At 70.4% G+C, this 17,713-nt stretch carries 19 protein-coding genes; 7 read left to right on the top strand and 12 right to left on the bottom strand.

Going from position 1 to position 17,713, the window contains the following annotated elements; all coding sequences use genetic code 11:
* Window positions 1-74 precede the first annotated feature (74 nt).
* The gene (locus ACWZJV_RS09985; protein ID WP_008360897.1) at window positions 75-809 is read left to right on the top strand and encodes a GntR family transcriptional regulator; all 735 of its coding nucleotides are present in this window, start codon (window positions 75-77) and stop codon (window positions 807-809) included.
* A gap of 10 nt (window positions 810-819) precedes the next feature.
* On the opposite strand, the gene ACWZJV_RS09980 is transcribed toward ACWZJV_RS09985, so the two are convergent.
* A complete protein-coding gene (locus tag ACWZJV_RS09980; protein WP_008360899.1) occupies window positions 820-1,167 on the bottom strand; it encodes a hypothetical protein in 348 nt (115 codons plus the stop codon).
* A gap of 79 nt (window positions 1,168-1,246) precedes the next feature.
* Here ACWZJV_RS09980 and ACWZJV_RS09975 point away from each other — a divergent pair, with 79 nt between their 5' ends.
* Entirely contained in the window at window positions 1,247-1,513 is a 267-nt protein-coding gene (locus tag ACWZJV_RS09975; RefSeq protein ID WP_008360901.1) for a DUF4031 domain-containing protein, read from the top strand.
* Here the strand turns inward: ACWZJV_RS09975 and ACWZJV_RS09970 are convergent.
* The 8 genes from ACWZJV_RS09970 to ACWZJV_RS09935 form a co-directional block, all read right to left on the bottom strand.
* Complete coding sequence (locus tag ACWZJV_RS09970) at window positions 1,510-2,745, bottom strand: MFS transporter (RefSeq protein WP_457181302.1); 1,236 nt, start codon at window positions 2,743-2,745, stop codon at window positions 1,510-1,512. The genes ACWZJV_RS09975 and ACWZJV_RS09970 overlap by 4 nt on opposite strands.
* Before the next feature lie 40 nt (window positions 2,746-2,785).
* Window positions 2,786-3,403 (bottom strand): HD domain-containing protein, encoded by a 618-nt coding sequence (locus ACWZJV_RS09965; protein WP_457181301.1) that lies wholly within the window; start codon window positions 3,401-3,403, stop codon window positions 2,786-2,788.
* A 17-nt stretch (window positions 3,404-3,420) separates the two neighbouring features.
* Window positions 3,421-4,617, bottom strand: coding sequence for a phosphoglycerate dehydrogenase (gene serA / locus ACWZJV_RS09960; protein ID WP_457181300.1), 1,197 nt, complete (start codon window positions 4,615-4,617; stop codon window positions 3,421-3,423).
* 74 nt (window positions 4,618-4,691) lie between these two features.
* On the bottom strand, window positions 4,692-5,561 hold the full coding sequence (locus tag ACWZJV_RS09955; RefSeq protein WP_008360909.1) for a L,D-transpeptidase family protein: 870 nt from the start codon (window positions 5,559-5,561) through the stop codon (window positions 4,692-4,694).
* Between the two features lie 97 nt (window positions 5,562-5,658).
* Window positions 5,659-6,315: an exonuclease domain-containing protein gene (locus ACWZJV_RS09950; protein ID WP_196872796.1), complete on the bottom strand. Its 657-nt coding sequence runs from the start codon at window positions 6,313-6,315 to the stop codon at window positions 5,659-5,661.
* 44 nt (window positions 6,316-6,359) lie between these two features.
* Window positions 6,360-6,770 (bottom strand): hypothetical protein, encoded by a 411-nt coding sequence (locus tag ACWZJV_RS09945; protein WP_008360912.1) that lies wholly within the window; start codon window positions 6,768-6,770, stop codon window positions 6,360-6,362.
* A gap of 37 nt (window positions 6,771-6,807) precedes the next feature.
* Window positions 6,808-7,104 carry a DUF2087 domain-containing protein gene (locus ACWZJV_RS09940; protein ID WP_196872797.1) on the bottom strand — a complete coding sequence of 99 codons (297 nt, stop codon included), beginning with the start codon at window positions 7,102-7,104 and terminating at the stop codon, window positions 6,808-6,810.
* Entirely contained in the window at window positions 7,101-8,099 is a 999-nt protein-coding gene (locus ACWZJV_RS09935; RefSeq protein ID WP_457181299.1) for a TIGR01777 family oxidoreductase, read from the bottom strand. The genes ACWZJV_RS09940 and ACWZJV_RS09935 overlap by 4 nt, the downstream gene beginning before the upstream one ends.
* Window positions 8,100-8,190: 91 nt before the next feature.
* Here ACWZJV_RS09935 and ACWZJV_RS09930 point away from each other — a divergent pair, with 91 nt between their 5' ends.
* Together ACWZJV_RS09930 and ACWZJV_RS09925 are read left to right on the top strand one after the other, a co-directional pair.
* Window positions 8,191-8,802 carry a hypothetical protein gene (locus ACWZJV_RS09930; protein ID WP_457181298.1) on the top strand — a complete coding sequence of 204 codons (612 nt, stop codon included), beginning with the start codon at window positions 8,191-8,193 and terminating at the stop codon, window positions 8,800-8,802.
* The gene (locus ACWZJV_RS09925; protein WP_196872800.1) at window positions 8,799-9,422 is read left to right on the top strand and encodes a TetR/AcrR family transcriptional regulator; all 624 of its coding nucleotides are present in this window, start codon (window positions 8,799-8,801) and stop codon (window positions 9,420-9,422) included. The genes ACWZJV_RS09930 and ACWZJV_RS09925 overlap by 4 nt, the downstream gene beginning before the upstream one ends.
* Before the next feature lie 42 nt (window positions 9,423-9,464).
* On the opposite strand, the gene ACWZJV_RS09920 is transcribed toward ACWZJV_RS09925, so the two are convergent.
* A complete protein-coding gene (locus ACWZJV_RS09920; RefSeq protein ID WP_008360921.1) occupies window positions 9,465-9,761 on the bottom strand; it encodes a DUF1905 domain-containing protein in 297 nt (98 codons plus the stop codon).
* A 71-nt stretch (window positions 9,762-9,832) separates the two neighbouring features.
* On the opposite strand from ACWZJV_RS09920, the gene ACWZJV_RS09915 reads away from it, so the two are divergent.
* From ACWZJV_RS09915 to ACWZJV_RS09905, 3 genes are read left to right on the top strand one after another with little or no spacing between them, the layout of a single operon-like run.
* Entirely contained in the window at window positions 9,833-10,294 is a 462-nt protein-coding gene (locus ACWZJV_RS09915) for a pyridoxamine 5'-phosphate oxidase family protein (protein ID WP_008360924.1), read from the top strand.
* On the top strand, window positions 10,284-10,937 hold the full coding sequence (locus tag ACWZJV_RS09910; RefSeq protein ID WP_457181297.1) for a hypothetical protein: 654 nt from the start codon (window positions 10,284-10,286) through the stop codon (window positions 10,935-10,937). Before ACWZJV_RS09915 ends, ACWZJV_RS09910 begins: the two co-directional genes overlap by 11 nt.
* A gap of 42 nt (window positions 10,938-10,979) precedes the next feature.
* Window positions 10,980-11,237 (top strand): hypothetical protein, encoded by a 258-nt coding sequence (locus tag ACWZJV_RS09905; protein ID WP_008360926.1) that lies wholly within the window; start codon window positions 10,980-10,982, stop codon window positions 11,235-11,237.
* Between the two features lie 3 nt (window positions 11,238-11,240).
* Here ACWZJV_RS09905 and ACWZJV_RS09900 read toward each other — a convergent pair whose 3' ends face one another.
* Together ACWZJV_RS09900 and ACWZJV_RS09895 are read right to left on the bottom strand one after the other, a co-directional pair.
* The gene (locus ACWZJV_RS09900; protein WP_457181296.1) at window positions 11,241-15,905 is read right to left on the bottom strand and encodes a family 78 glycoside hydrolase catalytic domain; all 4,665 of its coding nucleotides are present in this window, start codon (window positions 15,903-15,905) and stop codon (window positions 11,241-11,243) included.
* Window positions 15,906-16,014: 109 nt separating this feature from the next.
* A complete protein-coding gene (locus tag ACWZJV_RS09895; protein ID WP_196872803.1) occupies window positions 16,015-17,664 on the bottom strand; it encodes a DNA repair helicase XPB in 1,650 nt (549 codons plus the stop codon).
* Window positions 17,665-17,713 lie beyond the last annotated feature (49 nt).

Raw genomic sequence — 17,713 nt, 5'->3', positions numbered from 1 at the left:
GGGTTTCGTTGCACCTGATCTGCCTCATCTCATTGCAATGTCACAACTTGACCAAACCCGGGACCGTACGCCATGTGTACACCTACGCTCTGCTCATGGTCCGGTCGGTCGACGGTGAGCGTTCGCTCAAGCACGTCCAGATCCGGGAGTACGTCCGGGAGCTGGTCATCGGGGAGAGCCCGGGTGCGTCGGCACCCTCGGAGCGCGAGCTGGTCCAGAAGTTCAGCGTCGCCAGGGCGACCGTGCGGCAGGCGCTCGACGCGCTCGTCGCCGACGGTCTGCTGGTCCGGATCCCGGGCCGGGGCACGTTCGTGGCGCGTCCGCCGCGGGCGCAGAGTCCGGTGCTCGGGTTCAGCGAGGAGATGGCTCGCCGGGGGATGCAGGCCTCCTCCGAGACGCTGCTGCTGGGCCGGGAGAAGGCCGGGCCCACGATCGCGCGTGCGCTGGCGATCAAGGAGGGCGCGGCCGTCGTCCACTGGCGCCGTCTGCGCCGCGGCGACGGGGTGCCGATCTGCATCGAGGACGTCTATCTCGACGAGACGATCGTGCCCGGGATGCTCGAGCGCACCACGCCGACCAGCCTCTACGCCGAGCTGGCCCGCCGGCACATGCGCCCGTCGTGGGTCGACGACACGTTCCGCGCCGATGTGGCCAACATCGAGGAGGCCACGCTGCTCGGCCTCTCGGTCGGTGTGCCCGTGCTCCGCAGGCAGCGGAAGTCGGTGGCGGGGGACCGCTACGTCGAGGTCTGCCGCTCGGTCTACCGCGCCGACCGCTACGCGCTGCACCTGCAGCTCGGCCCCTCCTGACGCCTGCGGCTCAGAGATCGCCGAGCGGGGCGACCACGTCGCCGCTCTCCTCGCACACCCAGATCGGGTCCGGGCCGCCCAGGTCGGGGGTGATGTGGAGCGAGTGCACCGGGGCCTCGGGCGGACAGAGCGTGCACACGGGCCAGCGCTCGGAGTTCTCGTCGAAGAGCACGTCCTGCACGTCCTGGGCGACCAGGCCGGCGACGTACGCCTTGCCCTCCGGCCACTGCTCCACCCACCAGCCGCGCTCGGTCATCGCGTCCTCGAGGGCTGAGACGGCCGCCGCGCCGGCGAGTCCGCGCGCATCGAGGTCATGGAGCACCTTCGCCCGAGCCTCGAACAGCACTGTCGTGTTCATCACCGACCATTCTTGCCCACCGGTCAAGGAGGCGAGGGTCAAGCGGAAGCGCTCGCGAATTGCGGAGCAATCGCCAACAATGCAGCCTGTGATTCTGATCGATCCGCCGAACGTGCCCAGTCGTGGCCGGATGTGGTCGCACCTGGCCAGCGACACCTCCTACGAGGAGCTGCACGCCTTCGCGAGCCGGATGGGGATCCCGGCCCGCGGGTTCGACCGGGACCACTACGACGTCCCGGCGGAGGCGTACGACGACATGGTCGCCGCCGGTGCGGTCGAGGTGACGTCCCGGGCTCTGGTCTCTGCCCTGCTTGCTGCCGGCCTGCGGCGCCGCAAGCCGCGCTAGGCGGGTGACTTCTCGCCCGGGAGCGGCGCCTCCGCCGTGGGCTTCGTCATCCGCCGCACGGTGAGCCAGATCGCTGCCGCGATGAGCAGGCCGAGCCCGCCGCCGAGGATGAAGCCGCCCTGCCAGCCGATCAGGTCGATGGCGAACCCGGCGGTGGGTGCGCCGACGGCGCTGCCGAGGGTGATGGCCGAGCCGTGCCAGCCCATCACCTCGCCGCGTACGGTCGAGGGGACGCGGCTGGTGATCGCCTCGAGCGCCGCGGTCAGGGTCGGCGCGCAGAAGAAGCCGCTGAGCAGGAGCAGCACGGCGAACGAGACCGGACCCCAGGCGAACGCGGTGAGCACCGTCGTTGCGCCCAGCAGGACGAGCATCACCGCGGCGGACGGGTGGCGGTTGAGCGCGCCGTAGACGAGCGCGCCGACCAGGGACCCGAGCGCCCAGATCGCCATCATCAGCCCGAGGAGGGCGGTGCGGTCGAAGTCGCGCATCGCGGCCACGGTGCCGAGGTCCTCGGCGATGAGGATGAGCGAGGCGGTGAAGGTGCCGGCGAGGAGGAGTACGACGCCCGGGCTCACCCACGACGGGAGTGCGAAGCGGCGAGCCGGGGCGCCGGAGTCGCTGGGGACCGCGTCGCTCGGCACGGCCGGCTCGCCCTCGGTGATGCTCGGGTTGAGCAGCCACAGCACGATGGCCGCGGCGATCCCGAGCCACTGGGTCACCAGCAGCGCCCACGAGGTGCCGAGGTAGCTGGCGCTGAGCACGCCGATCACCGGCCCGACCATGAAGGCGAGCTCCGTCATGATCGCGTCGGCGCTGAGCGCCGCGGTGCGCTGCCCGGGTTCGACCGAGCGGAGCACGACCTGGCGCACGATCGACCAGGACGGCACGGTGAAGAGCCCGGCGACGGCGATCAGCACGATCAGCGGAAGGTAGCCGACCCAGGGAGCGATCGACCAGGCGATCGGGAGGATGGCCAGCGGCAGCAGGAGCGTACGCCGCAGCCCGAGGCGGTCGAGGAGCCGGCCGAGCCAGGGCCCGGAGATCGCCATCGCGATCGCGAGCACCGTCGAGACCAGGCCGGCCTCGGCGTAGGAGCGATCCAGGGGTCCGACCACGTGCAGGGTCACGATGACCGAGGACGCCGGCATCGGGACGCGCAGGAACAGACCCAGCACGAGGATGCGGCGAACGTCAGGGATCCGCCACAGGTCGGCGTACGTCTGGAAGCTCACCGACGGATTCTGTCACCCCGGAGGGGTATGGAACCAATTGTTATCGATCGGGTGACAGATATGGTGCGAGCGTCTCAAGCTCGGCCGAGATGTTGGCCCGCGCGGCGGCCTCCCAGCTGATCCGCGCGAAGGGTGTCGAGTAGAGCGACTCCTTCTCCAGCAGCCGCTCCAGGACCTGGGCGCGACCGACCCGGAACTCCTCGTCGGAGAGGTGCTGATACTCCTCGCGGACGCTCGCGACGTACTCCTCGTAGCGCTCCGCCGGGGCCGCCAGGATCGCCAGATCGGCGTCGGAGAGCACCCGGCCGCCGTGGTCGTCGGGCTCCGGGTCGTGGGTCTCGGTCAGCCGCACCAGACGAGCGACCTCGGCGACCACGTCGGGGTCCAGGTGGGCGGCCAAGGCGTCCTCGGCCCAGGTGGCCGAACGTTCCTCGGCGTCGCGCTCCCCGTCGTAGACGGAGTCGTGGAAGAAGGCCGCCAGGATGACGGTCAGCGGGTCGAAGCGCTCTCCCTCCTCCTGCAGCTCCTCGATCCGGTCCAGCACCTCGGAGAGGTGCCGGCGGTCGTGGTAGCGGCGGGTCGGCTCGTCGTACGCCGCCAGAACCTCACCGAGAAGGTCGGTCGCCTCTGGCAGCGGCCAATGTCGAGGGAGCTCCATGGGCCAGAACGCTAGCGTCAGGCGTGGTAGGCGCGCACCCACCTGGTGTGCGGGTTGCCCGCGATCTTCTCCAGTGTCGTGGGCGGAACGCTGGTCACATCGGTGACCACGAAGCCGGTCTCGCCGCTGGTGGCCAGGTACTGACCGGTCACGTTGACACCCTCGGAGGCGAGCAGGTTGTTGAGCTCGGCGAGCACTCCGGGGACGCTGTCGTGCAGCAGCGCGAGCCGCGAGCCCCCGGACATCGGCGGCGGCTGGACGGCCGGCAGGTTGACGCTCAGGGCGGTCGAACCGGCGCCGACGAAGTCGCGCAGCTTGCCGGAGACGAACCAGCCGATCTCCTCCTGGGCCTCCTGCGTGGAGCCGCCCACGTGGGGGGTCAGGATGACGTTGTCGAGGCCCTGCAGCGGGCTCTCGAAGGCGTCGCCCTGGGCCTTGGGCTCGATCGGGAAGACGTCGAGCGCGGCACCGGCGATGTGTCCGGACTCGATGTGCTTGCGCAGCGCGTCGTTGTCGACCAGGAAGCCGCGCGCGGCGTTGATGAAGAGCGAGCGCGGCTTCATCTTCGCGAACTGCTCCTCGCCGAACATGCCCAGGTTGCCCGGACGTCCGTCGATGTGGATGGAGACCACGTCGGCCTCCTCCAGGAGCGCGTCGAGCGACTTCATCCGGCGGGCGTTGCCGTGGGCGAGGCGGTCGGCGATGTCGTAGAAGATGACGTACATCCCCAGCGCCTCGGCGACGTTGGACAGCTGGGTGCCGATGTTGCCGTAGCCGATGATGCCGAGCGTGCGGCCGCGGACCTCGTGGGAGCCCTTGGCGGACTTGTCCCAGACGCCGGCGTGCATCTTCTCGGTCTTCTCCGGCAGCCGCCGGGCCAGGGAGATGATGTAGCCGATGACCAGCTCGACGACCGAGCGGGTGTTGGAGTAGGGGGCGTTGAAGACGGCCACGCCACGCTCCGCCGCCCCGGCCAGGTCGACCTGGTTGGTGCCGATGCAGAAGCAGCCGATCGCCTTGAGGTCGGTGGCCGCCTCCAGCACTCGCGGGGTGATGTGGGTGTTGGAGCGGATGCCGAGCAGCGTCACGCCGGGCAGGTCGGCCACTAGCTCGTCCTCGGAGAGGGACTTGCTGCGCAGCTCGACCTCGAAGCCGGCCTTCTCGAGGTTCTCGACAGCGACGGGATGGATGTTCTCCAGGAGCAGCGCCTTCATGGCTCAAGCCTAAGGCGCGCGGCGTACGCCTCCTCAATCGCGCCCGAGGGCCGGACGCCGGTCCGTGGCGGTTCTCAGGACCAGTAGATGACCACGCCGTCGCCGATGTTCACCTGGTCGTAGAGCGAGGTGATGGCGCCGTAGTCGCGTACGTTGACGCACCCGTGGGAGGCGCCGTTGTAGCCGTTGGCGGCGAAGTCGGGGGAGTAGTGGACCGCCTGGCCGCCCGAGAAGAACATCGCGAACGGCATCGGCGTCTTGTAGATGGAGGAGACGTGGTCGCGGCTCTTCGCGAAGACCGAGAACTGGCCCTCGCGGGTGGGCAGCTCCTGCGAGCCGAAGCGCACCTCGACGCTCATCTGCACCGCTCCGCCGACGACCCAGCGCAGCATCGAGGTGGACTTGTCGATGCACATCACCCGGCCGGTCAGGCAGCGCGGGTCGAGCTTGCCCGCCGGGACCGGGGGCGGGGCGTTGGTCAGCTCGGCCTCGGTCGGCTCGCGGGTCATCGCGTGGAGCCGGTCGAGGGTCGTCTGGTCCACGAACCCGGTCACCGCGATGCCGCGCTTGGCCTGGAAGCCGGAGACGGCCTCGGTGGTGACGTTGCCGTAGAACCCGGTCACGCCGGCGTTGAACCACCCGATCTGCTTCAGGCGCGCCTGCAGGTCACGTACGTCGTCGCCGCTGTCGCCCTTGCCGAACAGTCGCGGGCCCGAGGTGGGGGACGGCTTCGGCTTGGGCTTCGGCTTCGCGCTGGGCGTCGGTGTCGGCGTGGCGCTCGTCGACGGGCTCGCCGCCGAGGAGGAGGGGGCGGTCGAGGCGCTGGCCTCGGGGGCGGCGGCCGGCTCGGTGGCGCATGCCGCGAACGTGGTTGCCAGCAGGGCGGCGAGCGCCCCCGCGATCATTGCCCGCTTGACCATCTTCATCGCCTCGCTCCGGACCATGGCCCTTCAGGTTAGATCGGGCCGACGACATACTGATGCCCGAACGGGGTCCTCCGGTTGCATTTCTTCGGGAGATGTCCCGCGTGATGGGACGATCTCAACGAGATGGTCGAGCGAGGCCGCTGAACCAGCGGCGCAGGGTCCGCTTCAGCCGGTGTCGCGCGCCGTTGCAGGCGACCAGCGGCAGCACGAGACCGGCCCGGTCGGCGTCGGCCAGCTCGCGCAGCAGGATCTCCGCGGCCACCCGGGTGTCGTCGCCGGCGTCGTGCGCCTTCAGCTGCTCGACCGCGTAGTAGGCGGCGATGGTGGCCAAGGACTTGTCCGGCACGTCGAGGGCGAGCGCCTTCGCGAACCGCATCGTGCACAACCAGTCCAGGACCTCGAGCCGCACCCCTGCACGGTCGGACTCCACCGCCACGAACGCCCAGTCGAACGCGGCGTTGTGGGCCACGAAGACCCGGCCGGCGAGGCGCTCGGCGATCGTGGCGGCGACGTCGCGGAACGGCGGGGCCCCGGCGAGATCGGCGGTGGTCAGGCCGTGGACCTCGACCGGTCCCGGGTCGACGCCGGCACCTGGGTTGACCAGCGTCTCCCACTCCGACTCCGCAGTGCCGTCGGCGGCGATCTGGCGGATCGCCACCTGGATCACGCGGTCGCGGTAGGGGTCGAGCCCGGTGGTCTCGACGTCGAGGACCGCGAAGCCCCGTCGGTTGCCCCGGGCTTCGCTTCGGCCGCGCGATTCGGTGGTGGTCACGGTGCTGACGCTATCGGTGAGCACCGACACTCGAGCCGGGCCCGTCAGATCGTCAGCGCCACGATGCCGGCGATGACGAGCAACAGCACCACCAGGACGGCGACCAGCGCGAGCACGCCGGGCTTCTTCTGCTTGACGTGCCCGATCGCGCCCTTCTGGAACGTCGTGGCCGGCGCGGCGTAGAAGACCGGGACGGTCTGGCCCTCGGCGACGTCGAAGCTCAGCGACGCCCTACCGAACTTCCAGGTCCACTGGGTGTACATGTCGACGTTCCAGTGGCCCGGCGGCACCGGGAAGACGTTGCGGCCGTACCGGGTCGGCATCTGGTGGCCGTTGAGGAGCACCGTCGGCACGATCATGTTCGAGGTCATGTGACTGCCCTGGATGGTCAGGTCGATCCACCCCACGGGCGGCTGTCCGGGCACTGGCTGGCCCGGCTGGTCCGGCATCGTCATGGGCGCATCATGCCCGATCGGGCAGAGGCGTCGCCGATCAGATGTCGACGCTCCCGCCGTCGCGCCAGTAGAAGCCGCCCTCGCGCATCATGAACCCCTCCTCGTAGAGGTAGCGGCGCAGCGCGGCGACGTCCTCGTGGAAGCGGCCCAGGATCTCGTTGACCTCCCGCTCGGGATAGACCTTCCCGAGCTCGAAGGACTGCGCGAGCTGGTTGAGCACCACCAGCTTCTTGACGTGCTTCGACGGGATCGTGAGCAGCCGGCCGTCCTTGCCGAAGAACCGTCTCAGGGTCTCGGCGTCGTCGGGTCGGGGCTGCCAGGTCGCGCGGGTCACCCTTCCATCGTGCGCGCCGGGCGCCCGCGATGCGAATGGTTTCTCCGTCGCCGTGCTCGGGCGACGAGGTCGCGGGCGGCAGCCTCCCACTCGGGGAGCTCGAACTCGAAGCCCGCCTCGAGCAGCCGTCCCGGGGCGACGCGACGGCTCTTGAGGAGCAGCTCGGTGTCCGAGCGCATCACCCAGGCGCCGATCTCGGCCATCCAGGCGGTGGCGGGCAGGCCGATCGGCATCCCGGCCTCCTTGCGGAGCACGCGGATCATCTCGCGCTGGGGCAGCGCGCCGGGGGCGGCCAGGTTCACCGGCCCGGAGATGTCGGCGCGCTCGATGAGCAGGTCGCAGGCGCGTACGAAGTCCCGCTCGTGGATCCAGGAGACGAACTGCTCGCCCCCGGCGACCGGGCCGCCGAGGCCGAGGCGGGCCATGGTGAGGAGCACGTCGAGGACACCGCCCTTGTCGGGGCTCATCACCATCGCCGAGCGGAGCGCCACCTTGCGGGTGTGCGGTGTCGCCGCCGCGGCCTGCTCGGCCTCCCAGCTCTTGGCGATGCGCGTCGAGAACTCCCAGTAGCCGGGGACGTCCGGCTCGTCGCCGCCGATGATGCCGGTCGCCTCGTCGTTGGGCGCGTCGAAGCGGTGGGCGTAGATCGTCGCGGTGCTCATCTGCAGCCAGACGTTCGGCGGGTGGGCCGCCCTGGCGATCGCCTCGCCGACGACCCGGGTCGACTCGACCCGCGAGTCCATCATCTGCTTCAGGTTGGCCTCGGTGTAGCGGCAGCTGACGCTCCGGCCGGCGAGGTTCACCACCACGTCCACGCCGTCGATCTCCTCGGCCCACGGACCGATCGTCCGGCCGTCCCAGAGGCGATGGCGTACGCCCTCCTCCAGCTGTTCCGGGTGGCGGGAGAGCACCACGACCTCGTGCCCACGCGTGCTCCAGGCCCGCCGCAGCACGCCTCCGACCTGGCCGGTTCCTCCTGGGATGACGATCTTCATGGGGTGACCATAGAACCGATTTGAGCGATCGCTCAAGATCTGCGCTACCTTAGATTTGAGCAATCGCTCAAATCGACTCGAGGAGGCGTACGTGGCTGATCGGATGTGGTCTGTGTTCTGGGCGTTGTGCCGGTGGTGGTTCTTCGGAGCCGTGCTCGGCGTCGTCGTCGGGGGAGCCGTGGGGAGCGCCATGGTGCCGATCTTCGGGACGCTCATGGGCGCTTGGTACGGCGGCTTCGTCGGCGCCGTCGTCGGACTGATCGCCTCGGCACTGGTCGCGCCGGCCGTGCTGCTGCCGTCGTCGCCGGTCTTCGACCGGGTCTGGCCCGGCCTCGTGGGGTTCGGGATCACCTTCGCGCTGGGGTTCGCGATGTTCGTCGAGAACGAGGGGCGGGGCGTTGCGGGTGAGAACATCGGCGCCCTGCTCGCCATCGCCGGCCTCTCCGGGGCGGTGGCGGCCTGGTTCGGAGAAGCCGTGACGCGCGGCGTACGGATCCCGCTCCCGGACATGGTGATCGGAGCCGTCGCCCTCGGCATGGTCTGCAGCATCTCGAGCGCCGTGGTGGGCCTGTCGGATACCGGGCCGTCCGAGCCGGGCCTCGTCGCCGTGGTCATGCTGTTGGCGCTCGCCTGCGGGGGCATACTCGGCTGCGTGCTGATCCTCTTCGACCTGCTCGTCACCAAGGAGCCCGCCGCAGAATGAACCCCACCAAGGCCAAGCTGATGTCGGCGGTCACCGACCTGCTCAAGGAGGACGGGATCGCCGGCGTCTCGGCGCGGGCGGTCGCCGACCGGGCGGGGGTCAACCAGGCGCTGGTCTTCTACCACTTCGGAACCGTCATGGACCTGGTCGACCAGGCCTGCCGGGCAGCGACCGACGAGGCGGCGGCGTCCTACCGCGACGAGCTCGCCGAGGTGACCTCGCTGAGCGAGCTGCTGGCGCTCGGGCGGGTTCTCCACGAGCGGGAGCGAGCCGCGGGCAACATCACGGTGATGTCGCAGCTGCTGGCCGGTGCGCAGCGGGACAAGACGCTGGCCGAGACCGGTCGCTACGCGATGGGCCGGTGGAACGAGGAGATCGAGGCCGCGGTCGCCCGTGCGCTGGAGGGGAGCCCGGTCGAGAGCGTCGTGGACGCGCCCGGCCTGTCGCGCGCGATCAGCTCGGCGTTCGTCGGCCTGCTCATGTACGACGGGGTGGACCGCCCCGGCGCCGATTCGGCCTTCGCCGCCCTCGAGCAGCTCGGCTCGCTCGTCGAGGTCATCGAGGATCTCGGCCCGGCGGCCCGGCTCGTGCTCCGCTCCCGGCTCAAGGGACGCGGCTAGCGACGACCCGACTCCACCTGCCGGTGCATGGTCCCGCGGGCGTCAGACGAGGGTGATGGACACGAGCGCGCGGTCGCCGACCTGGAGGTCCTCCTTGCGGCGTACGGCCTTCTTGATCGGCAGCGCATAGCCTTCCTGACCTGGGAAGACGGACGTTCTCCAGATGGTCGTGCCGATCCGCGCCTCGACCCTCACCGAACCGAAGCCGCGGGGCGGGCCGGTCGCGACCGACGCCTCCCGGATCTCCTCGGTGACCTCGGGCGGAGCGGTCACGAAGATCCAGGCATCGGTCTCGCCCTTCCACGGCCACAGCTCGGCCTCGAACTCCCAGGTCTCCATGCGCCCATCCTCCTCCCGAACTCCCCAGAAAGCCGTAGGTCGCCCGCTCGGTCGGCGACTAGGGTGCGGCCATGGCTGACCCTCGCTCACTCGACCAGAGACTCGCCGACACCCGCGCCCGTCTGGAGAACGACGTCGACCTGTGGATCGCGTCGGCGCACGACGACCAGCCGTGGTTGGTGCCGATCTCGTTCGTGTGGTGGGAGGGCGAGATCTGGATCGCGAGCATGGGGGGAGCGCGTACGCAGCGCAACCTCTCCGCCTCTCCGGTCGTGCGTCTCGCGCTCGGCGAGCTGCGCGACGTCGTGATCATCGACGGCCGCGCCGAGGTCTCGCCGATGAACGGGACGCCGAAGGAGGTGCTCGAGATCTACGCGGCCAAGCAGGGCGGGGACCCGAGCAGCTGGGCCGACAGCCTGATCCGCGTCCGGCCGACCAAGGTCCAGGCCTGGCGCGAGGAGAACGAGCTCGAGGGCCGTCACCTGATGCGGAACGGCCGTTGGCTGGACGAGGGTGGGTCGGATGGGAGCTGAGCTGTCGCTGACCGATGACACCTTCCGTGCGCTCGCCCGCTCGTCGCCGTGGCGCTTCTCCGCGCTGCACTTCACCTGGCGGACGCCGACGGACGGCGACGTCGAGTGCTGGCTGCGGCGACCCGGTCGACTGCGGGTGCGCGACGCCGGCGGCGACCGCGCCGTCGACGAGAAGGTGACCGACCCGGTGCCCGAGCCGGTCCTGCGCGCCGACGGTCTCGTGGCGAGCCGGCCGCGGGCCCACACCCACGAGATCGACGACCCGATGTGGCAGAACTACGTGTTCGTGTCGATGCTCGATCCCGAGGAGCTGTCGGCCGACGTGGTGCTGAGCGACCTGCGCTCGGAGCCGCGGGCCGGCCGGGAGACCTGGTGGGCGCGGGCGGTGCCCGGTGAGGGGTACGAGCCGCGGTGCGGGTGCTGTCCGCTGCTGTGGTCGCGGGTCAGCGACTGGTTCGAGTACGGGGACGGGGCCCCGGGGTGGGAGCCGCCCGCAGGGACGGTCTACCCCGAGGCGTACGACATCGGGCTGGACGTCGCGACCGGCATCGTCGTGCACCTGACCCCGGTCGGCGGCTCCCGGCCCGACCTCGCTTTCGAGACCACGATCCACGAAGCAGAAATGTCGGTGGCCTCTGCTTAGGTGGTGGTGAGGACGACATCCGATCCAGACGGAGGAGATGTCATGACCATCAGCCCGACCATCGACGAGGAGATCGAACGGCTCGAGGAGGAGCTCGGCGAGCGGCCCGCCTGTGAGTGCAGCTGCGGCAGCCCGGACAGCGACGCGGAACCTTGTGGCGAGGTGGCGGCGTACGCGGTGACCGTGCTCTGTCCCGACGACCGCTGCACGCACACCTACCTGCTGTGCCGCGAGTGCCGGGACCAGTGGGTCGAGAGCTGTCCACCGCCCCATCAGCTGCGCGTCGTGGCGCTCGGATGAGCCTCACCCCACCGGCACCACCCACACGTCGGCGACCGACGGGTCGTAGTCGGCGCCGGTGTCCTGGAACCGGATCCGCACCGAGCCGTCCGCGGTCAGTGCCGAGGGCTCCACGAGGAACTGGTGGGTCATCGTGCCCTGACCGCCTGCCGTGCGGGTCAGGTCGACGCTGTGCGCCACCTGGCCGTCCATCTCGACGTCGTAGGTCTTGCGTCGTGCACCGTCGAACGTCTCGACGATGCGGACCACGAACGGTCGGTCCACCGGCACCGCGGCGTCGAGCTCGAACCAGCCGCCGGGGTAGGAGGAGTGTGTGTAGCGGCGGGTCAGCCCGGCCTCCTGATTGGTCCCCGACCGCTCGGAGGCGGTCAGGCCGTGCTCCGTCTCCGAGGTCCCCTCGCCGAGGTCGATGTGGTCGGTCGAGTCCGCGGGTGGCGTCGCGAGGGCGACCGTCACGGTCGTCGCCGCCTGCTCGGCCGGGGTCGCTCCGGTCGCGACGGTCAGGGACACCGGACCTGCCACCACCGTCTGTGGCACGACGACCTCGATGTCGACGTCGGCGTCCTGTCCTGCGGGGATCTCGAAGCCCTCCGACTCCGCTGACCAGCCGTCGGGGCCGGTCAGCGACAGCTCGCCGCGCTGGGTGACGTCGCTGCGGTTGTGCAGCGTCGTGGTGATGGTCGCGGTCTGTCCGCCGTCGACCGAGGCCGGAGCGCTCGACGACGCGGTGATCTGCACTCCTGAGCCGATCAGCAGGGTGCCTCCCACCGGCAGCATGGCGGTGCCGCCCGAGCGGCTGTAGGACAGCTCACCGGTCAGCTCGACGGGCCCGACGGCAGCATCTGCGGGCACCATGACCTCGTAGGTGTGCTCGACCTCGTCGCCGGCGGGCACGGTGTCGGCGTGGGCGCCGACCGGTTCCGCCGTCCACCCGTCCGGCAGCGCGAGCGACGAGCTGACCTGCTTCAGCGACTGCTTGCCGGAGTTGTCGACCCGCACCGAGACCTCGACGACGTCACCGGGAAGGACCTCGTCCTCGGGCACCTGCAGCGTGGCGACCGCGCCGACCAACCGGGCCGATGCTCGCGACAGACTCTTCCCGATCGACGTCAGCCGGTCGCGCAGGCCAGTCGCGGTCGCGTCGGCGAGGGTGCCGGCGTCGGCGTACATCTGGATGGTCCGGTCCAGGTTCGCAACGGCAGCGAGGGCGTGGTGGACCGCCTCGGCGACCTGATCCTCGTCGGCGTCACGGGCGGCGAGCTCCCATGCCTCGCCGATCTCGGCGCGCAATGACGCCGTCCGCTTCTCGAGGTCGCGCTTGGCGGCCCTGCCGGCGACACCGTCGAGCTTCAGGGAGGAGACCTCCGCCGCCGTCGTGGCGGCTTCCGCCCGGGCGGCACCGATGTCGCCGAGCGCGGGAGCGACCGCGAAGCTGTAGTCGCCCGACCCGATCTCGAGGACGACCACGTCCTCGCTGTCGTCGTAGCGTACGAACTCGACGTCCTCCGAGTCCTCGATCGGCGACCCACCCTCGGTCACCGCCCAGCGGTTGGCGGCCGGGATCCGCACCTCGGCGGTGGTGTTCGCGGGGACGGTCACGTCAAGGGTCATCGGCCCGTCGTCGGTCGCCCAGGCGCTCTTCACCGTGCCGTACGGGGTCTGCAGGCTGTAGTCGACGTGGTCGACCCCCGCGCCGGGTTCGGGCGCGATCGTCACCTTGCGGTAGCCGGGCTCGGCCGCCGAGACGCCGGCCATGGTGCGATACATCCACTCGCCGACGGCGCCGTAGGCGTAGTGGTTGAAGGAGTTCATGCCCACGTCGTTGAAGGTGCCGTCCGGGTTGATCGAGTTCCAGCGCTCCCAGATCGTGGTGGCGCCCTTGCCGATCTCGTAGCCCCACGACGGGTAGTCCTCGTGCTGCAGCAGCCGGTAGGCGATGTCGGTGCGCCCGGCCTCGGTCAGCGCCGGCAGCAGCCCGTCGACGCCGAGGAATCCGGTCGAGAGGTGGTAGTCACGCCGCTCGAGCGTCTGCACGAACTGGTCGTAGACCGCGTCGCGACGGTCCTCGGGCTCGAGGTCGTTGGTCAGGGTGAGGATGTACGCCGTCTGGCTGTCGCCCTTGACGGAGCCGTCGGCGGCGATGAACGCCTGCTGGTAGGCGGCTCGGATGGCCTCGAAGCGGGCCTGGTAGGCCGCGGCGTCGGCATCCCTGCCGATGGCCTTCGCCATCTGCGCGAACTCCCTGGTGCTCTTCGCGACGAACGCCGTGTCCAGGACGTCGGCGGGCGTCGGGTCGTCGAGGTTGAGCCAGTCCAGGTAGCCACCGGCGGACCGGATGTGTCCGGTCGAGTCGGCGTCGAGGAAGTCGACGTACCGCTTCATCATGTCGTAGTTCTCCGTGATGACGCCGGTGTCGCCGTAGGCCTGCCACAGCGTCCAGGGCACGTGCACGCCCGCGTCCATCCAGCCGGCCGACTCGTAGCCGCCGTCGAAGCGACCCGGGACGACCGGCGCGACGCCGGGCAGCGACCCGTTCGGGCGCTGGGTGTCGCGCAGGTCCTGCAGCCACTTGGTCAGGAACGACTCGGAGTCCATGTTGTAGACCGCCGTCCGGGCGAACACGTTGATGTCGCCGGTCCAGCCCATCCGCTCGTCGCGTGCCGGGGTGTCGGTCGGGATGGAGAGGAAGTTGCCGCGCATCCCCCACACGATGTTGCGATGCAGCTGGTCGACCAGGTCCGAGCTGGTGTCCAGGGTGCTGGTCAGGTCGCCGTCGGTGCCGACCACGACGCCGACGATGTCGGAGGCGTCGGGGGCCTCGTCCAGCCCGGAGATCTCGACGTAGCGGAAGCCGTGGAAGGTGAAGGACGGCTCGAAGGTCTCGGGCTCGTCGGAACCGATCGTGTAGGTGTCGGTGGCCTTCGCCGAGCGCAGGTTGGCCGTGTAGAGGGTGCCGTCGGGGTTGAGCACCTCGCCGTGGCGGATCGTGACCGTCTGGCCCTTCTCGCCCTGCACGGTGAGGCGGACGTGGCCGACCATGTTCTGCCCGAGGTCGTAGAGGTAGACGCCGTCGGTCGGCGAGTCGATCCGCTCGGCGGTCTCGAGCTCCTCGGTGACGCGTACGTCGACGGCCGTCTGCGGCTCGAGCACGTCGGTCGGCTCGTCCCTGACGGCGACCGCTGCCCAGTCCTGGGCGTCGAAGCCGGCCTCGTCCCAGCCGTCGACCTCGGCCGCGCGGCGGGCGTCGTACCACTCGCCGTCGAGGAGGTCGGCCTCGCGGGTCGGTCCGCCGGTCGTACGCCAGCTGTCGTCGGTGCGGACGACCTCGCTGGTGCCGTCGGAGTAGTCGACGACGAGCTCGGCGATCAGCGAGTTGTCGGTGCCGTAGACGTCGGTGCCGAACATCGCGACCTTGCCGGAGTACCAGCCCGGGGCGACCTCGGCCCCGAGCACGTTCGAGCCCGACCTCACCAGGTCCGTCACGTCGTAGGTCTGGTAGTCGATGCGCTTGTCGTAAGCCGTCCAGCCGGGCGCCAGCTCGGCGTCGCCGACCCGCTTGCCGTTGAGGCGCAGCTCGTAGACACCGCGTGCCGAGGCGTAGACGCGGGCGCGGGTGACCGTCTTCGACCCCAGGTCGACCTCCTTGCGCAGCAGCGGGACCGCGTCGTCGCCCCGCAGCCACGCCTCGCCGCCCGCGTTGTCGACACGGAGCCCGTCGGAGGTGACCGTCCCGGCGGTGAAGGTGCGGTCGCCGGTCGGGAAGTCGGTGTCCACGAGGACCGTGCCGCTCGCGCTGGTGACGGTCACGTCGTGGACCAGTCCGTGCTCGGACCCGCTCGTGCGGAAGCCCATCACCCCGGGCCCGCCGAAGGTGGCATCGGTGCGCCGGTCCAGCTGCTGCCCGTCGATCGTGGTGGTGATCGTGTCGCCGGCGACGGTGATCGCGTAGTCGTGCTCGGCGGCGAAGTCGAAGCCGCTCGGGACCGGCTTCGCCGGGAGAACGGAGTAGCCGCCCTTGCGCTTCACGTGCGGGCGGAGCGAGTCTTCGGCATCGCTGAACTGCCACATGTAGGCGTTCTCGGTGTTCTGGCCCCGGAAGTAGACGCCGAGCGCTCCGCCGATGTCGGAGGCGGTGAACTCGATCGTGTAGTCGGTCCACTCCGCGCCCAGCTCAGGAGTCTTCGCGCCGATCCAGTCCGCCGTCCACGCCTCGTTCCCGAGGCCGGTCGCGAACGTCGCCGGCTCGCTCCATGCGGACGCGACGCCCTCGTCGTCCCAGACCCGCACCGACCACACGTAGTCGGTGCGAGGCTTCAGCGCGGGCCCGGCGTACCGGACGTCGACGGACTGCCCGGACCGCACCTTCCGGCTGTCCCACACGTCGGGCGAGCTGAGCCGCCGCTCCGAGGTCGCGACCCGGATCTGGTACGCCTTCTGGGTCACCCCGCGGCGGTCGGAGTCGAGCTGCCACCCCAAGGTCGGGGCGGTGGTCGCGATGCCGAGCGGGTCGACCAGCGCATTCGTACGCAGCTCGCCGACGACGGGGACGGAGCCCGTCACCACGTCCTCGGTCGATGGGACGGCGCCGGCGGCGAGCGAGGGCAGTGCAGGCGAGAGGACGAGGGCGAGGGTGGTGGCCGTGACCAGCCCGGCGATGTGTCGGCGCACGCGGACTCCTGAAGGCGAGGGATTGAAACGCTTCAGCGAGTATGACGCTCGTCACATCGGATCGCAGTGAATTGACCGCATCCGGCCACGGCTAACGATTCAACGACCGTCAGGGCGTGAGGTCGCCGAGGGATTCGGCGTCGACGATCCGGTACGCGTAGCCCTGCTCGGCCAGGAATCGCTGACGGTTCTGAGCGAAGTCGGCGTCGACGGTGTCGCGGGAGACGATCGTGTAGAAGTGCGCGGTCTTGTTGCCGTCGCCGGGACGCAGCAGCCGCCCGAGCCGCTGGGCCTCCTCCTGGCGGGAGCCGTAGGCCCCGGAGACCTGGATCGCGACCTCGGCCGAGGGCAGGTCGATGGAGAAGTTGGCGACCTTGGAGACGACCAGGAGGTCGATCTCGCCGGAGCGGAACGCGTCGAAGAGCCGCTGCCGCTCCTTGACCGACGTCTTGCCCTCGATCACCGGGGCGTCGAGCGAGGCGGCGATCTCGTCGAGCTGCTCGAGATACTGCCCGATCACCAGCGTCGGCTTGTCGGCGTGGGAGGCGACGATCTCCTTGACCACGTCGATCTTGTGGTGCGTGCAGGAGGCGATCCGGTAGCGCTCGTCGGGCTCGGCGGTGGCGTAGACGAGCCGCTCGTCGGTGGGCAGGGTCACCCGCACCTCGACGCAGTCCGCCGGCGCGATCCAGCCCTGCGCCTCGATGTCCTTCCACGGAGCGTCGTAGCGCTTGGGGCCGATCAGGGAGAAGACGTCGCCCTCGCGCCCGTCCTCACGCACCAGGGTGGCGGTCAGGCCGAGGCGGCGGCGGGCCTGCAGGTCGGCGGTCATCCGGAAGATCGGGGCGGGCAGGAGGTGGACCTCGTCGTAGACGATCAGCCCCCAGTCGCGGGCGTCGAGCAGCTCCAGGTGCGGGTAGGCACCCTTCCGGCGAGCGGTCAGCACCTGGTAGGTGGCGATCGTGACCGGCCGGATCTCCTTGACCGACCCCGAGTATTCGCCGATCTCGTCCGGGGTCAGTGAGGTGCGGCGTACGAGCTCGTCCTTCCACTGGCGCGCGGAGACGGTGTTGGTGACGAGGATCAGCGTGGTCGCCTGGGCATGTGCCATGGCGGCGGCGCCGACCAGCGTCTTGCCGGCGCCGCAGGGGAGCACGACGACGCCGGAGCCACCGTGCCAGAACGACTCGGCGGCCTCGGACTGGTAGGGACGGAGCGCCCAGTCGGTGGTGTCCAGTGCGATCGGGTGGGCCTCACCGTCGACGTAGCCCGCATAGTCCTCGGCGGGCCAGCCGAGCTTGAGCAGCGCCTGCTTGAGGTTGCCGCGCTCGGAGGGGTGGACGACGACGGTGTCCTCGTCGAGCCGCTCGCCCAGCATCCCGGCGACCTTCTTGGCCCGGACGACCTCCTCCAGCACCGCGCGGTCGGAGGAGACCAGCACCAGCCCGTTGGCCGGGTTCTTCTCCAGCCGCAGTCGGCCGTAGCGGGCCATCGTCTCGGCGACGTCGACCAGAAGGGAGTGGGGAACCGGATAGCGCGAGAACTCCAGCAGCGTGTCCACCACCTGCTCGGCATCGTGCCCGGCGGCGCGCGCGTTCCACAGCCCCAGCGGGGTCAGGCGGTAGGTGTGGATGTGCTCCGGCGACCGCTCGAGCTCGGCGAAGGGCGCGATCGCCTTGCGGCACTCGGCGGCCCGGGCATGGTCGATCTCGAGCAGGAGCGTCTTGTCCGACTGGACGATCAGGGGGCCGTCGTTCACCGGACCAGCCTACGGGCCGAGCGATGCCGCGAGGTCCCGTGGCGGCGGC

This window comes from Nocardioides sp. WG-D5, from assembly GCF_054031175.1.
The sequence above is the reverse complement of the archived record's forward strand: the minus strand, read 5'-3'. Positions and strand labels throughout refer to the sequence as shown.

What these genes read in the sequence shown, in the direction of transcription:
- ACWZJV_RS09915 (WP_008360924.1), top strand. Translation starts at nt 9,833, where the DNA reads ATGGCTGACCCTCGCTCACTCGACCAGAGACTCGCCGACACCCGCGCC.
- ACWZJV_RS09965 (WP_457181301.1), bottom strand. Translation starts at nt 3,403, where the DNA reads ATGGAGCTCCCTCGACATTGGCCGCTGCCAGAGGCGACCGACCTTCTC.
- ACWZJV_RS09980 (WP_008360899.1), bottom strand. Translation starts at nt 1,167, where the DNA reads ATGAACACGACAGTGCTGTTCGAGGCTCGGGCGAAGGTGCTCCATGAC.
- ACWZJV_RS09935 (WP_457181299.1), bottom strand. Translation starts at nt 8,099, where the DNA reads ATGAAGATCGTCATCCCAGGAGGAACCGGCCAGGTCGGAGGCGTGCTG.
- ACWZJV_RS09955 (WP_008360909.1), bottom strand. Translation starts at nt 5,561, where the DNA reads ATGGTCCGGAGCGAGGCGATGAAGATGGTCAAGCGGGCAATGATCGCG.
- ACWZJV_RS09910 (WP_457181297.1), top strand. Translation starts at nt 10,284, where the DNA reads ATGGGAGCTGAGCTGTCGCTGACCGATGACACCTTCCGTGCGCTCGCC.
- serA (WP_457181300.1), bottom strand. Translation starts at nt 4,617, where the DNA reads ATGAAGGCGCTGCTCCTGGAGAACATCCATCCCGTCGCTGTCGAGAAC.
- ACWZJV_RS09905 (WP_008360926.1), top strand. Translation starts at nt 10,980, where the DNA reads ATGACCATCAGCCCGACCATCGACGAGGAGATCGAACGGCTCGAGGAG.
- ACWZJV_RS09920 (WP_008360921.1), bottom strand. Translation starts at nt 9,761, where the DNA reads ATGGAGACCTGGGAGTTCGAGGCCGAGCTGTGGCCGTGGAAGGGCGAG.
- ACWZJV_RS09945 (WP_008360912.1), bottom strand. Translation starts at nt 6,770, where the DNA reads ATGACGATGCCGGACCAGCCGGGCCAGCCAGTGCCCGGACAGCCGCCC.
- ACWZJV_RS09925 (WP_196872800.1), top strand. Translation starts at nt 8,799, where the DNA reads ATGAACCCCACCAAGGCCAAGCTGATGTCGGCGGTCACCGACCTGCTC.
- ACWZJV_RS09975 (WP_008360901.1), top strand. Translation starts at nt 1,247, where the DNA reads ATGCAGCCTGTGATTCTGATCGATCCGCCGAACGTGCCCAGTCGTGGC.